We start from the raw sequence: 15073 nt of genomic DNA, 5'->3' as shown, positions 1-15073 counted from the left end.
CCGCAACCGCATCAGGACACCCGTGTCCGGAAGAGAAGCGCGACGCCCACCGTCCGGTCGCCATTGTCAGTCAGCGTCGCCTGCTCGACCAGCACCCCGCCGCGCTCCAGCCGCGCCAGCCACGGCGTCAGCGCGGTCGGGCGGGCCGAAGCGATCTGCGCGCGCACCCGGCCGGGACCGTCCTCGGTCAGCGCGGACAGGGTGAAGCCCGCCTGCTCGGCCGACAGCCGCACCGTATCGGCGAGCGTCCCCGACAGGGCCGGCGGACGGCGACGGCGCTGGTTCAGCTCGGCGGCGATCGTCTGCGCCTCGCCCAGCCGGATCACCGCATCGGCATGGCGTTCGCGGGCGCTCGACAGGCCGTCGTCCAGCGGCCGCAGGATGCCGCCCCAGATGATCGTCACGACCAGCAGCGCGCCCATGACCAGCAGCAGCCGCTTCTCGCGAAGGCTGCGGCCATCGAACCAGAGTTTCAGCGCCTTCATCGTGCGCGCACCGTGAATTCTCCCGTGATCCGACCACCCGCCGCAACGAAGGTGCTGGGCTGGACGGTAAAGCCCTCCGCCTCGATCGCGCGTTTCAGATCGGTAGCCAGCGCCTCGCGGTCGACCGCGACGCCCAGCCTTATGTCGCCGCTCGGCTGGAAATCGAGCGCGGTCAGCTCGGTGCCGGGCACGCTGCGCACCGCCGCGAATACCGCCGCCGCCGTCCGGCTGAACCCCTGGCCCGGCCCGCGCACGGCCGACAGCCGCTCGGTCAGCTGGCGGTCGGCATCGACCAGCGTCTCGCCACGCGGCAGGGCGGTGCGGGCGACCTGCTCGATCTTCGCCTCGGTCGCATCGGCGGCGAAGCTGTATTTGGTCCAGCGCACGAAATCGATCGCCAGCGTGGCGACGATGATGGCGAGGCCCAGCCAAGCGAGCCGTCGCACCAGCCGCCAGTCGATGACGAAGCCGCGCCGCCGCGCGAACACGCCCTGCCGCAGGTCGAGCGCGGGGCTCACCGCCGCCGCGCCCAAAGCCGCCTCGATCCCATCGGCGTCGAGATCGGCGAGCGGTTCCTCGCCCGCAACGATCTCGGTAAAGCCCGGCTCATCGGCAAAGCCCGAGGCGCGGCCGCGCACCACCCCCTGCCCGGCCAGGTCGCCGCGCACATAGCCTTCGTCGGGGCGCGGCAGCAGCAGAGGGGCGGGCACGACGGCAACGGGGTCGACCCCCGCCGCGCCCAGCCGCGCCAGCCAGCCCGCCATCGCGCCGCGATTGACGATGCCGATGGCGCGCGCGCCACCCTCGTCCTCACCGACCGCGACATGGAGTTCGTCCATCGGCGCGGCACTCACCTCGGCCGCCAGCAGACGCGCGGCGGCGGCGGCCTGCGCCGTCGAGCGGGCGGGGATATCGGCCCAGTGGAGCGAGACCGCATCGGCGGGCGCGACCGCGATCACCTCGCCATCGCCCTGCGGCAGGCCCTCTCCGGCGGCGGCGACGCGCGCATCCTCGATCCGCATCCAGCGATAATCGCCACCCTCGCCCGGCGGCAGGAACAGGAGGTTGGTCGCACTCATCACTCTTCCCCCCAAATCCGCGCGACGAGGCGCGGCGGCTGGCGCGTGGCATCGACCAGCGCGCGCTCCTGCACCCCGACACTGCCCAGGCTGACATCAATGCGCAGGTTGAACCAGCGTGTCGTCACCGCCACGCCACCGCCCCCGCTCGCCCCCGGTATCTGCGCCCAGAAGGCGCCCGCATCGGCATAGCCTTGCGGCGGGCGGCGCAAAAGGGCCTGCGCAATCGCGCCGGGCGAAATCGTATCGACCTGCGCCATCGCGACCAAAGGCGCCTGCTCGGGCGCCAGCGTGTTGATGTTGACGGTCGTCGGCTTGGCCTCGGGCAGGGTGCAGAGCCAGGGGCGAAGCTGGGCATAGAGTTCGGGCGTGACGCCGTTCACCATGCGCAACTCGCTGACATCCGCCATCATCGCGCCGCCGGTCCGATAGGGCGGATCGCGCGCCAGATAGACCGGGTCCTCCGCACCGCCGCCCTGCGGATTTGGGTCGCTGTCGATCCAGTCGGAGGTCGCGGTCGCGACCTGCTCGGCGACCTGGCCGGGAACGCCCAGCAGCCGCATCAGCTTGGCGAAATGCGCGACCTCGACCGCATTGCCGATCAGCACGCCCGGCTGGCCCGGCAGGCTTTGCGCCAGGCCGTTAAGATTGAAGCAGTTGCCGCCGTCCGTCACCCGCGCCACCGCGCGGCCCCCGCCCGCGACATCGCCCAGCGGCAGCGCGAAGGGTCGGTCGCTCCACCCACCGAGCAGCGAGACCTTGCCTTGGGCGCGCTCCAGCAGATCGCCGATGCGGATGATCGCCAGCGCCTCGGCGGCATAGGCGTAGCCGCGCGCCTGCTCGATCGCCAACGCATTGCCGCCCAGCCGCGTCGACAGGCGCAGCTTTTCCAGCGCGGTCGCGGCGAGCACCGCGATGACGGCGACCAGAATCAGGACGGTCAGCAGCGCGGCCCCGCGCTCGCCCGCGGGCGGCATGGGTCTAGCCATTGGGCGTCGGCGTCGGGCTCGGCGATGGGCCGGGCTGGGGCATCACGGCCGCGCCGACATAGCCGGTGCCGACCAGGAACAGCTGGCGAAAGATCATGCCGTCATCGCGCACGATCGTCACTTCGGCCGCCTGCGGCAGCGCGACGCCCGGCTGCCCCTGCCACTGGTCGAGCCATGCGCCGTTGAAGCGGTAGCGCAGGTGCAGTTCGCGCACATGATCCATCAGTGCGGCGGGGTCCATCGGTGCCGCCCCGTCGAGCAGCGGCCAGGCCACCCGCTCCAGCACGTCACCGTTCAGGCGATAGGCGACCTTCTGCACCGAAGGCCGCGCGGCATTGTCCAGATTGCTCCAGCCGCCGCGCACCAGCCGCATGGCATCCGGCCCGGCGACCATGGCGGGCGTCAGCACGCCGCCCTCGTCGCGGGTCGGCCGGTCGACCGCCTGCGCCAGATCGGCCGATAGGATCGCCGTCGTCCGGCTGACCGCCGAGATCGCGTCGAGCTTCTGCCCCGTCGCCGCCTGCGCCCGGACGCTGAGCGACAGGATCGCGACGGCAGCGGCGGCGAGCATCGAAAAGATGAGCAGGGCGACCATGACTTCGACCAGGGTGAAGCCGTTCCGCCCCGTTCCCCGGCGAAGGCCGGGGCCCAGTTGCTGTGCCGTAGAAGGCGCGCTGCGACGTTCGCCATTTTTATCGGGCATTACGGAGACTGGCCCCCGGCCTTCGCCGGGGAACAGAAAGGTAAGTGCGTGCAATCTCACGACGCCGACACCCCGACCGGCGGGGCCGCCATGGGTGGGCGCACCATCGTCATCCGCCCGGCGACACTACCTCCTGCGTTCGTCACCGCCACATCGATCCGCACCACCCGCGCATCGCCCGTCCCGCTGACGATCCGGGTCCATTTCCAGCTGCGCCCCCCATTCACCTCCGCACCCGTCGTCCGGCCGAGCGCAGGCGCCTGCGGATCGGTGACGGCAGCGATCGCGACATTGCGCGCGACCATTTGCGCGACGACGGTTTCGTCCAGGATCGAGGCGCCCCGGATCGTTGCGCTCTCCAGCCGGACGAGCGCCATCGCCGCCAGGCTGAACACCGCCAGCGCGACCATGATCTCGATGAGCGTGAAGCCGCTTTCGTTTCCTCCCCTGCAAGGGGAGGTGGCAGGCCGAAGGCCTGACGGAGGGGTGTAGCAGCCATCGAGGGAGTGCAGCACGAGCGGCGACACCCCTCCGTCACGGCTTCGCCGCGACACCTCCCCTTGCAGGGGAGGAATGGGGAATAGCTCATCCATCGACGCGCACCGTGCCGTCCGCACCGATCCGCACGATGCTGCTCGCCCGGTCCCGCGTCAGCCGCAGCTCGACCGGACGGTCCGCCAAGCCCGTCACGTCGAAGGTGATCCGCACCCGCCCGCTCGCCTCGGGGATCACGGCCTGGGTGCCATCCTCCCACTGGGCGACGCGCAACGGCTTGGCGGTCATCGGACTCCACGCGCCGTCCGCCCGCCGGTCGAAGCCATAGCCGCCGCGCGTGACCCAGATGCTGACCGGCGACGCCTCGACCACCGCCACGTCATGCGCGGCGCGGACGCGGGCGGCAAAGCGCAACGCCTCGTCGGTCACGCGACCTCGGCGATCGGGCAACGACCAGACCGCGATGGCGGAGGCCAGGCCGATCACGGTGATGACAACCATCAGTTCGACCAGGGTGAAGCCGGTGGCGAGTGCACTTCGACTTCGCTCAGTGCGAACGCAGGTTGGGACACGTTCCCCCGCCCCGTTCAGCCTGAGCGAAGTCGAAGGCCACGCCCTGTGCCCGCCACGGCTGGCATCCAGACGCGCCCAAAACTTCACTTATCCCAGTTGCCGATATCGGCGTTGATCCCCTCGCCGCCTTCCTTGCCGTCGGCGCCGTAGGTCCACACGTCCGCCTCGCCATGCTGGCCGGGCGCGGCATAGAGATAGGGGCGGCCCCAGGGATCGTCGGGCAGCTTCTTGAGATAGCCGCCCTTCTGGTAACGCGACGGATCGGCGAGGCCAGCCGGCATCGTCACCAGCGCCTGCAACCCCTGCGACGTCGTCGGGAAGGTCAGGTTCTGGAGCTTGTACATCTCCAGCCCGCCCTCGATCTGCGCGATGTCGGCCTTGGCCTTCTGCACCCGTGCGGTGTCGCCCGAGGGGAGGACGTTCAGCGCCACGATCGTCGCCAGCAGGCCGATGATGACGATCACGACCATCAGTTCGACGAGGGTGAAGCCGTTCGCGGGGCGCTTGCGGCGGATCCGTCGGGGGGTGGGGGTACGCATCAACATGTCCTCTCGTCTCATTGACCCGCCAGCGTGTTGAGCTGGAGGATGGGCAGCAGGATGGATAGCACGATCGTCGCGACCACGCCGCCCATCACGACGATGATCGCAGGCTCCAGCAACGACAAAGCGGTGGCGGTGAAGCGGTCGAACTCACGCTCCAGATAATCGGCGGCGCGCTCCAGCATCTCGTCCAGCCGCCCCGCCGCCTCGCCGCTGGCCGCGAGGTAAGTGAGGAGCGGCGGGAAGACGCCCGCGCGCCGCATCGCCGCCGACAGGCTGCCGCCGCCCCGGATCGCGTCGACGATCGCGTCGGACGCCACGCGCAACCGCCGGTTGTGGATCGTGCCCGCCGTCAGCGTCAGCCCTTCGAGCAGCGGCAAACGGCTGGCCACCATCGTCCCCAGCGTGCGCGCCATCCGGGCCGCGTGCAGGTCGCGCAGCAACCGGCCGAGCAGCGGCAGCTTGAGCAGCCAGGTGTCAAAGGACAGCCGGATCGACGGCACCTTCAGCGCGCGCCAGAAACCGACGCCCGCCACGACGGCGATCCCCGCCATCAGCCACCACCAGCCGACCAGCAGGTCCGACACCGTGATGACCATGCGGGTGAGGAACGGCAGCTCCTGCCCGACCGTATCGAACTGCTCGACCACCTGCGGCACGACGAACATCATCAGCGCGGTGACGACGCCGAGTGCTACGACTGCGAGGATCGTCGGATAGGCGAGCGCGGTGATGAGCTTGCCGCGAATCTCCGCCTGCCGCTCTAGCAGCGCGGCGAGCCGTTCGAGGATGGTCGGCAATGTGCCCGAACTTTCCCCCGCCGCGACCATCGCGCGGTAGAGCGGCGGAAAGCTCTTCGGCTCGCGCGCCATCGCGTCGGCGAGACGACGGCCCTCGGTGACGCCCTGATGCACGGTCGCGACGATGGCGCGCACCCGCTCCTGCTCGGTCTGGCGGGTGATGGTGCGAAGCGATTCCTCCAGCGGCGAGACGCGGTTGAGCGTAGCGAGCTGGCGGGTGAACAGGGTGAGCTGCTTGACCGACATGCGCGCGCGGCCGAGCTTCAGCCCGAAGAGCGGGCGGCGCTCGGCGGTGTCGCCGCTGCCCGGCTTGACCGAGACGACGTAGAGCCGCTGCTTCTCCAGCGCGGTGCGGGCGGCGTCGGCAGTTTCGGCCGGGATGAACCCGCGCTTCTCTGCGCCCTTGGTGTCGATGGCGACATAGTCGAACCCGGCCATGTCAGTGCGCTTCCCCATAGGGCCCTTCCCCCGCGAAGGCGGGGGTCCAGTTACTGCGAGGCGTGTCGGATCGACATATTATCTCACGCGAAGCCGCGAAGCCGCGAAGAAGAAAGTCATGTTCGCGCAGAGGCGCGGAGGGCGCAAAGATGTCTCGTGCGCGGCAGCGCACAGCCTTTTCAATTGGCCGAACAAGGAAGGCCGCTGACGTGGCAAGGACACCGTCTCTGCGTCCTCTGCGCCTCTGCGCGAACCCAACTTCTCTTTGCGGCTTCGTGGCTTCGCGTGAAACCCTGACATGTTCACCCGCAACGTTCGCCCCGATACGGCCAAGGCACTGGGCCCCCGCCTTCGCGGGGGAACGGGAGTTGGGAAGAATGCACACCCCCCTCACCCTGCGTCGGTGTCGCGGCGGGACACGCGGATGGCTTCCTCCGCCGTGGTCACGCCGTCCAGCACCAACGTCCGGGCCACCGCCGCCAGTGGCTGTTGCCGGGCAAAGGCGTGGGCGGCGATCGCCTGTTCGTCGCCGCCTTCGTTGATGAGCCGCCGGATCGTATCGTCGACCCGCACCGCCTCATAGACGCCGGTCCGACCCTTATAGCCGGTGCCGTTGCACTGCGGACAGCCGACCGCCTCGTACACCGTCGCCTTGTTCTCGATACCGAGCAGCGGCGCCACCGTATGCTTGGCCTTGACCGGGCGCTTGCACGCCGGACACAGCCGCCGCACCAGCCGCTGGGCGATCACGGCGCGCAAAGTGGAGGCGAGCAGGAACGGCTCGACCTTCATGTCGCGCATCCGGGTGATCGCACCGACCGCGTCGTTGGTGTGGACCGTCGACAGCACGAGGTGCCCGGTCAGCGAGGCCTGCACCGCGATCTCGGCGGTTTCGCGGTCGCGGATTTCTCCGACCATCACCACGTCCGGGTCCTGACGCAGGATCGCGCGCAGCCCCGCCGCGAAGGTCAGCCCGACCTTGGCGTTGACCTGGGTCTGCCCCACGCCCTCGACCGCATATTCGACCGGGTCCTCGACGGTCAGGATGTTGCGGCTGCCATCGTTCAGCAGGCGCAGCGCCGCATAGAGGCTGGTCGTCTTGCCCGAGCCGGTCGGCCCGGTGACGAGGATGATGCCGTTGGGTTCGCTCAGCGCCTCGCGCAGCAGCGCGTACATCGCGGGGTTCATGCCCAGCGCGTCGAGGTCGATCCCCGCATTCTCCTTGTCGAGAATACGCAGCACCACGCGCTCCCCCGCCCGGCTGGGCAGCGTCGAGACACGCACGTCGAGCAGCTTGCCGCCCAGGGTCAGCGCCATGCGCCCGTCCTGCGGCACGCGGCGCTCAGCGATGTCGAGCCGGGCCATGACCTTGATACGGCTGACCACCACCGGCGCGACATGCGGCGGCATGCGCAGCGTCTCGCGCAGCACGCCGTCGATCCGCATCCGGACGACGAGGCCGGTTTCGTACGGCTCGATATGGATGTCCGACACGCCGTTGCGCGCGGCGTCCGCAATGATGCCGTTGATGAGACGGATGGCGGGCGCATCGTCGGCGGTGTCGAGCAAATCCTCGGCGGTCGGGATGCCGTCGGCCAGCATGTCCAGCTCGTCGCCCATGCCGACCGCCGCGATCGCGGTCGCCTGTCCGTCCATCGCATAGGCGTCGGACAGCAGCCGGTCGAAGGCGGGGGCCTCGACGCGCGCGATAGCGAAGGGGCGGCCGATATGACGGCGCAGCTCGATCAGCGCGCGCGGATCGGCGCCTTCGCGAAGCGCGATGGTCAGCGGGTCGGCGGTCTGGACCACCGTGCCGAACTTGCGCGCGAAGGCGTAGGGGATGGTCAGCGGGGCGACCAGTTCCAGCGCGTCGTCGGGTGCAGGGAGCGGGAGGGCGGGTGGCCCTCCCCCATCCGCTCCCGCCTGCGGGAGGGACGTGCCCAGCGGCAGGGGGACGGTGTCGCCCGTGGGGAGGGGCTGGTCGTCGTCAGTCACGGCGCTTGATCGGTTCGACCGACTTGGCGACGGGGACGGCGATGCGTGGGTCCTCGATATTGCCGGGCATCGGCGCATGCGGGATCGGCGGCGCGGCGTTCATATAATCGCGGACCAGCTCATCGATCGAGGGTTCGACGCCGGGCTGGGCATAGCCCTGAAGCTGGCGGAGATAGCCGTAACGTTGCTCGGTGACGCGGCGGCTGTCCTCGGGGGTGCGCAGGATCGTCGGTCGGATGAAGACCATCAGGTTCGTCTTCGACCGGCTGCGCGCCTTGGACCGGAACAGCGCGCCCAGCCCCGGAATATCGCCGAGCAGCGGGATCTTCTCGATCGTCCGCCGCTCATTGTCGTCCAGCAGCCCGCCAATGACGGTGATCTGGCCGTCATCGGGCGTGAAGACATTCTCGAACGCGCGCTTGTTGAGGATCAACTCGCTATTGTTGCTCGACACGGGCCCCGCGATCGAGCTGACCTCCAGCCGCACGTAAAGTTTCAGCGAACCGCCCGCATTGACCTGCGGCTTCACGTCCAGCTGGATGCCGACATTCTGGCGCTGCACCGTGCGGAAGGCATTGTCGAAATTGTTCGACAGCGCCTGGCCGGTCGTCACGGGGATTTCCTGGCCGACCAGGCTGTGCGCCTGTTGATTGTCCAGCGTGATGATGTGCGGGACCTGGAGCAGGTTCGAGGTCGTGTCGCTCTTCACCGCGTTGATGATCGCGCCGAACACCGTGTCGCCGATCTGCCCGCCCCAGCCCGCAAAGCCGCCGGTGGTGCCTAGGATTGACTGCACCGCCGACTGGGTCAGCTGGCTATAGGCCTGGTTGGGGACGTTGGTCGTGGTGCGTGTGCCATCGGGGGCGACGACGGTCGTCGTCGTGCCGCCGATCGTGTTCGCCCCCACCGCACCCGCGATCTGGAGGATGTTGGGCGCGGTATTGCCATAGGTCGAGGCGGCGAACGCCCCGCCCGACAGACTCCCCAGCAGGAACTGCGCGCCCAGCCGCCGTGCGGTCTGGTCGGAGACTTCGGCGACGATCGCCTCGATCAGCACCTGCTCGCGACGCACGTCGAGCTGACGGATGACCTCGCCGATCTGGCGCTGGATGTCGGCGGGCCCGGCGATGACGATGGCGTTCGCACCGACGAAGCGGGTGACGACCGCCGCGGTGCGCCCCCCTTGCGTGCTGATCGCGGGCGGCTGGCCGTTCTGGCCGCCTGCGCCTGGGGCGCTTGCCGCCTGGGGCTGGGCGACGGGCTGGATACGCTGCGCGATCGAAGTGCCCGCCGCCGAGCCTGCCTGGCTGTTGGTCTGGGTGAAGCTGCCGCGCGACAGGGTGGTTTCCTGCACCGGATCGGGCTGTTGCCCGACCAGCTGCTGGAGCACGGGCAGAAGCTGCTCAGCGTCCGCGTTTTCGAGGAAGACGACGCGGATTTCGGTGCCACTCTTGGCCTTGTTGTCCAGATCGGTCGCGATCTGGGCAAAGCGCGCCACGCTCGATGGATCGCCGCGCAGCGCGATCGAATTGGAGCTGTCGATGGCGACGACCGAGACGCCGGTCGAGCCTTGCGCGGGCGCACTGCCCTGTCCACCGCCACCACCGCCCGCCAGCGTCTGGAGCGCCGTCGCGATCTCGCGCGCGCCCGCATTGCGCAGCGCGATCACACGGGTCGAGGCGTTGTCGGCGTCGATCCGGCGAACGACCTCGCGGATACGGCGGATATTGTCGGCGAAGTCGACCACGACCAGGCTGTTGCCCGCGCGGTTCGCCGTCACCGACCCTTGCGCGCTGACCAGCGGGCGCACCGTTTCCAGCGCGCTGTTGGCGTCGATCGCGCGCAGGCGGATGATCTCGGTAACGTAGGAATTGCGGTTCGCGCCCGCCGACCCGATCCGGCTCGGCTGCGACGCGGCGTTATCCACCGGCTGCACCCGGAACGCGCCGCCCGAGGTCGGCACCGCGACCAGCCCGTTGGAGCGCAGGGTCGACAGGAATATCTCGAAATATTCGGACCGGGACAGCGGCCGGTCGGTCACGACCGTCACCTTGCCGTTGACGCGGCTGTCGATGATGAAGGTCCGCCCCGTCACCTTGGCGGCATCAGCGATAAAGGCGCGGATATCGGCGTCGCGGACGTTGAGCGTGGTCTGGGCGTGAACGCCCGCCGCCAAGGCCAGCGCCAGAACCGAACCGAGGACAAGCTTCTTCATGGCCGTGGTGCCGCAATCTGAAGGGAGAGCGGCAGCGTCTGATCGCCCCGCTCGACCGTGATGGAAAGAGAACCGCCCTGTGCGAAATCCGCCGCCAGACGGTCGAGGTCGCTTGGCCCCGTCACCGGACGCCCGCCGATCGCGGTAACGATATCGCCCTCGCGCAGGCCCGCCGCGCGGAACGCCGCGCCCGAACCCATCGGCCGGACGACCAGGCCCGAGACGCGCCCGCCGTCGAGCCGGGGGATGAAGCCGATATCGCTGCGCAACTGCGCGATGGCGACGCCACCCGCCGGGGGCACCGATCCGGGCAACTGTACGGACGGCGCGCCGGGAGCAGGTCCCCCGGCGGTCGCGGTCGGCGCATCGGACTGGTCGAGATACAGGTCCTCGGTCGCGCCGCCGCGATCGATGGTGATATGGTCGAAGGCGACGGCCTTCAGCGTGACGCCCGGCTGGATTTCCTCGCCCACCGACACCGAGCGCTGCACCCCATCCGGCCCGGCCAGGATCGCCGACCCGCGCCCCGATGCCTCGTCGAGCCGCGTGCCGTAAAGTGTCAGTTGCAGCGTCGTGACCGCGGCGGGCGCCGCCTGTTGCCCCTGCAAGCGGAAGAACGGGTCGAAGCCCTCCAATATGGCCGATGTCGAACCCGCAATGGCGGGGGCCAACGGCCGCCACTCGCCCAGCGGCGAGACGGGGGTGACTATCACCCATAGCAGCCGCGCGCCCTGAACGGCGAGGACCGCCATCAGCGCCAGCTCGGCCACCGAATAGACATTCACGACCGGCAGCCGTCGCAACCAGCGACGTCCGCGCGCGTCGAGCCTCAACCGCATGAAACCCACCCCGTACGCATTTTCGGGCTCTAGGCATGGCATGTTACAGCACGACGTCAAAGCCCTGAAACATTTTGGTCATATGTGTTTCACATGAGGGACAGGATGGGAGAGCCGGATGCAAGCCTTGACCGATGACGTACACAGGCTGGGCAATGGCCTGGATCCGACCCCGATCATCGCGCGGCTGGCCGCGACGCCGGGCGTCCAGCGGCTGCCCAGTCCCAAGCTGACCCTGTTCGTGAAGCGCGACGTGCTGCCGCCCGAACTGTGCGCGGCGCTGATCGCGCGAATCGATGCGGTACGCCGCCCCTCGACCATCGCCGACGCCAATGGCGACCATGCCTATCGCACCAGCGAGACGGGCGATCTGCCCGCCGACGATCCGGCGGTGATCGACACCGAACGCCGCATCGCGATGCTGACCGGCCTGTCGGGCGAATATGGCGAGCCGATCCAGGGACAACGCTATGCCGTCGGCCAGGAATTCAAGCAGCATACCGATTATTTCGAGCCCAAAGGCCTGGACTATCACCGCTATTGCGCGCTGTCGGGCAACCGGACTTGGACGGTGATGCTGTATCTCAACACGCCCGAAGCGGGCGGTGCGACCCGGTTCAAGGTGGTCGACAAGATGATCCAGCCCGAACCCGGCAAGATGGTCGCCTGGAGCAACCGGCGCGCGGACGGCTCGACCAATGCCGCGACGCTGCACCAGGCGATGAAGGTGCGGGCGGGGGTGAAATACGTCATCACCAAATGGTATCGGGAATTGCCTTGGCAAGGATGACTACCCCCTCCCGACCCGCCCTAATCCCCAACCTCCGTTCACACTGAGCGAAGTCGAAGTGCACGCCCCGCGCTCGCGATAAGGTCATCCCTTGGCCTTCGACTTCGCTCAGGCTGAACGGGGGGTGGGGGATTATTTCCTTCAGCCGTTCAGGCTGAGCGAAGTCGAAGCCCACGCCCCTCCCTCTGCCCAAAACGCGAAAAAGGCCGCCACCCGGATCGCTCCGGACGACGGCCTCTCACGCCATCGCGCAAAAAGGATCAGAAGGTCGTGCTGATCCCCAGCGAGAACACACGCCCCAGATTATACCGGTTCAGATAGACGAACCGGCCATTCCCGAAATCCTGCCGCTCGTTATAGCGCGTGCGGGTCAGGTTGCGGGCTTCTGCCTTCAGCTCGAACTTACCGCCCATCAGCTCGAAGCCCTGACGCGCGACGAGGTCGAGGCGGATGCCCGGCACTTCGACGATGTCGGGCTGGAACCCCGTGCCCGACAGGTTGGAAGGCCCGCGATTGGTCACGCGGTTGCTGGCATAGTTGAACAGCAAGGTGACCTGCGACAGCGCGGCGGTATCCTCCATGCCCAGCTGCAGGTTGACCAGATGGTCCGACTGGCCGGTCAGCGATGCGCCGTCGCGGAACAGCAGCCGCGCCGGACCGAAGCCCGAGGCGCACCCCGCCAGCCCCGGCGAGCCTTGCGCCGCCGCCGGGTTGGGCACGCAGCTGGCGTCCGCGTTGATCTGCGACTTGGTGTAGGTGTAGTTCGCGATTGCGACGAGGCGGCGGGTGGCGAAGAAATCACCGCCCAGACCCGCCAGCGGCACATATTTCTGCAACTCGACTTCCGCGCCATAGAGCTTGGCCGAGGGCAGATAGGTGAAGCCCGTCTGCAAACGGTCGTCGGCGCCGGTGTAGAAGCCGACCTGCTCGATCGGATTCTTGATCCGCTTGTAGAAGCCCGCCAGCGTGAAGCGCTGGTCGCGCGCATAGAACCATTCGTAGCGCGCTTCCAGGTTCCACAGCTCGCTGTCGCGCAGGTTGGGATTGCCGAAGAACAGGCGGTCCGAGTCCGGGTCGCGGAACTGCTGCGGCGCCAGCTCGCGGAATTGCGGACGCGAGATCGTCTTCGCGCCGCTCGCGCGCAGCTGCATGTCGGCGGCGAAATTCCAGGTCAGCGTGCCTGCGGGCAGGAAATAGTCGTTCTTCAGCCGCGTCGTCGCGCTCTGCACCGGCGTCACCGTCTCGACCGCCGTTTCGTAGCGCAGACCCGCCACCGCGCGCAGACCGTCGGTCACTTCCGATTCCGCCTGCACATAGCCGGCATGGACGTTCAGCTTGGCGTCGTACGCATAGGCACCGGCCTGGGTCGAGAATTGCAGCTGGAGCGTACACGCCCCCTGCCCGCGCAAGGGACAGGCATTGTTGATGACGTCGGGGCTCAGCAGATAGTCGGGACGGTAGAGATTGTATGGGAAGCCCGGCGCGGTGCCCGCCCCGTCGCTGGTCTGGTAGTTGAACTGGATACGGCTCGAATAACGGTCGGTGCCCTGATAGAAATAGCCGGTGCTCAGCGTGAGCGGCCTATCGCTGTCGATCTTGTAGGAAAGATCGGCCTGGCCGGTATACAGATTCTCGTTCAATTCCGAGAAGATGATCGAGGCGAAGGGCGTGAAGCGCTGCGTCACCTGATAGGCGCCGTTGCACTGGAACCCACCCGCCCCATTCGCGCCGTCATAGCTGATCGGCAGGCCGGTGGTCGTGCGGCCCGAGCAGAGATAGTCAAACTGGCGCTCGTACGGCGCGTTGCGCTTCGAATTGGCGAAGGCGCCGCGCGCGTCGAACTTCAAGGCGTCAGTCAGCTTGAACTCGCCGACCAACTGGCTTTCGATCAGCTGGCGCTCGAACCAGTTGGTGTTCTGCTGGAAGCGCAGGCCGCTGGCGTTGTTGTAGACCTCGGCCGCCGAGCCGCGCGCCTGCTTCAGCGTGTCGTGGATATAGACATTGGTCCAGCGCACCGTGTTGTCGCCGAATTCGTAACCCAGGCCGACCAGCGCATTGGCGACGATCCGGTTGTCGGTCAGCAGCGTGCGATAATCGTTGCGGATCGTGCCGTCCTGCGACACCGAGTCCTGCTGGATCGCCGAGCGGGTGCGGAAGGTGTTGGAGAGCGACAGCGACGAGATCACGCCAAGCCGGTCGCTGCCGATATCGAACACCGAACCGGCCGAGATTTCGCCCGACAGATTGGCGGGCAGCTGGTTGTTGCGCTGGAGCAAGGTGGTCGAGGCGTTGGACAGGGCGGCCACCTGCGCGGCGGGGACGAGGCCCGAGCCCTTGCCCGCCTGCACGTCGCGCACGAACTGCGGCACGCCGCGCGTGCCGTCGTCGAAGCCCAACCAGTCGGCATCGCCGCCCGCATAGGTATAGCCCAGCTCGCTGGTCGTCGCATCGTCGGCCGCGACCGTAAAGCCGCCCGAGATGAAGTTCTTGTTGGGGATCGCCTTGGTCGTCAGGTTGATGACGCCGCCGCCGAACTCGCCGGGATAATTGACCGAATAGGTCTTCTGGACCAGCGCCGAGCCGACGATGGTGGTCGGGAAGATGTCGAGCGGGACCGAACGGCGCAGCGGCTCGGGGCTGGGCAGCGGCGAGCCGTTGAGCAGCGACGAGGAGTAACGGTCGCCAAGACCGCGCACATAGACGAAGCCGCCGCCCACGACCGACAGGCCGGTGACGCGGGTCAGCGCGCCCGCGATATCGCCCTCGCCCGTGCGCGCGATATCGGCGGCGGACAGGACCGAGACGATCTGCGGCGTGGCGCGGATGGTGTTGGGGATGTTGCGGCCGACCACGACGATCTCGTTGCCCGCCGTGGCGTCGACGCCGGGCGCGGAGATTTCGACCGGCTCGTCCGCCGACTGGCCGTCCTGGCCCGTGGGCGTCTGGCTCTGCGGCGTCGCCTGCCCGTCCGGGCTGGTCGCGGTGGTGCTGGTCTGCGGCGGCGCGCCTGCCGTTTGCGCGAGCAAGGCGGGCGCGACGAGCTGCGAGGTCAGCAGAAGGAGGGAGGCATAAGCGAGGCGTCGCTGCATGGCCGGGTCATCCCGTATCAGATTTTTATGGAGGAAAGCCG

The 15073-nt window shown here is 68.4% G+C and carries 13 protein-coding genes; 1 reads left to right on the top strand and 12 read right to left on the bottom strand.

Features of this window, described 5'->3' with window-relative positions; genetic code table 11:
* Positions 1-11 precede the first annotated feature (11 nt).
* From gspM to KV697_RS17140, 11 genes are all read right to left on the bottom strand, one after another.
* Positions 12-485, bottom strand: coding sequence for a type II secretion system protein GspM (gene gspM / locus KV697_RS17190; protein ID WP_219019219.1), 474 nt, complete (start codon positions 483-485; stop codon positions 12-14).
* Positions 482-1564, bottom strand: coding sequence for a type II secretion system protein GspL (gene gspL, locus KV697_RS17185; protein ID WP_219019218.1), 1083 nt, complete (start codon positions 1562-1564; stop codon positions 482-484). The genes gspM and gspL overlap by 4 nt, the downstream gene beginning before the upstream one ends.
* Positions 1564-2541, bottom strand: coding sequence for a type II secretion system minor pseudopilin GspK (gspK, locus tag KV697_RS17180; protein ID WP_219019217.1), 978 nt, complete (start codon positions 2539-2541; stop codon positions 1564-1566). Before gspK ends, gspL begins: the two co-directional genes overlap by 1 nt.
* A 4-nt stretch (positions 2542-2545) precedes the next feature.
* Positions 2546-3256, bottom strand: coding sequence for a type II secretion system minor pseudopilin GspJ (gene gspJ / locus KV697_RS17175; RefSeq protein ID WP_219019216.1), 711 nt, complete (start codon positions 3254-3256; stop codon positions 2546-2548).
* 56 nt (positions 3257-3312) lie between these two features.
* Positions 3313-3666: a type II secretion system minor pseudopilin GspI gene (gene gspI, locus KV697_RS17170; protein WP_257575399.1), complete on the bottom strand. Its 354-nt coding sequence runs from the start codon at positions 3664-3666 to the stop codon at positions 3313-3315.
* A 175-nt stretch (positions 3667-3841) separates the two neighbouring features.
* Positions 3842-4252, bottom strand: a complete 411-nt coding sequence (locus KV697_RS17165; RefSeq protein WP_219019214.1) for a GspH/FimT family pseudopilin — start codon at positions 4250-4252, stop codon at positions 3842-3844.
* Between the two features lie 155 nt (positions 4253-4407).
* Complete coding sequence (gene gspG, locus KV697_RS17160; RefSeq protein ID WP_219019213.1) at positions 4408-4863, bottom strand: type II secretion system major pseudopilin GspG; 456 nt, start codon at positions 4861-4863, stop codon at positions 4408-4410.
* A gap of 17 nt (positions 4864-4880) precedes the next feature.
* Positions 4881-6104: a type II secretion system inner membrane protein GspF gene (gene gspF / locus KV697_RS17155; protein ID WP_219021473.1), complete on the bottom strand. Its 1224-nt coding sequence runs from the start codon at positions 6102-6104 to the stop codon at positions 4881-4883.
* A 390-nt stretch (positions 6105-6494) separates the two neighbouring features.
* The gene (gene gspE, locus KV697_RS17150) at positions 6495-7970 is read right to left on the bottom strand and encodes a type II secretion system ATPase GspE (RefSeq protein WP_374011415.1); all 1476 of its coding nucleotides are present in this window, start codon (positions 7968-7970) and stop codon (positions 6495-6497) included.
* A gap of 121 nt (positions 7971-8091) precedes the next feature.
* Positions 8092-10314: a type II secretion system secretin GspD gene (gene gspD, locus KV697_RS17145; RefSeq protein ID WP_219019212.1), complete on the bottom strand. Its 2223-nt coding sequence runs from the start codon at positions 10312-10314 to the stop codon at positions 8092-8094.
* A complete protein-coding gene (locus tag KV697_RS17140; RefSeq protein WP_219019211.1) occupies positions 10311-11153 on the bottom strand; it encodes a type II secretion system protein N in 843 nt (280 codons plus the stop codon). The genes gspD and KV697_RS17140 overlap by 4 nt, the downstream gene beginning before the upstream one ends.
* A 118-nt stretch (positions 11154-11271) precedes the next feature.
* Here KV697_RS17140 and KV697_RS17135 point away from each other — a divergent pair, with 118 nt between their 5' ends.
* Positions 11272-11943: a prolyl hydroxylase family protein gene (locus tag KV697_RS17135; RefSeq protein ID WP_219019210.1), complete on the top strand. Its 672-nt coding sequence runs from the start codon at positions 11272-11274 to the stop codon at positions 11941-11943.
* A 260-nt stretch (positions 11944-12203) separates the two neighbouring features.
* Here KV697_RS17135 and KV697_RS17130 read toward each other — a convergent pair whose 3' ends face one another.
* Positions 12204-15032, bottom strand: a complete 2829-nt coding sequence (locus KV697_RS17130) for a TonB-dependent receptor domain-containing protein (RefSeq protein WP_219019209.1) — start codon at positions 15030-15032, stop codon at positions 12204-12206.
* Positions 15033-15073: the final 41 nt, after the last annotated feature.

Source organism: Sphingomonas sanguinis, assembly GCF_019297835.1.
GTDB lineage: Bacteria > Pseudomonadota > Alphaproteobacteria > Sphingomonadales > Sphingomonadaceae > Sphingomonas > Sphingomonas sanguinis_D.
Note: the sequence above shows the minus strand (reverse complement) of the source record. Positions and strands in the feature narration are given on the sequence as shown.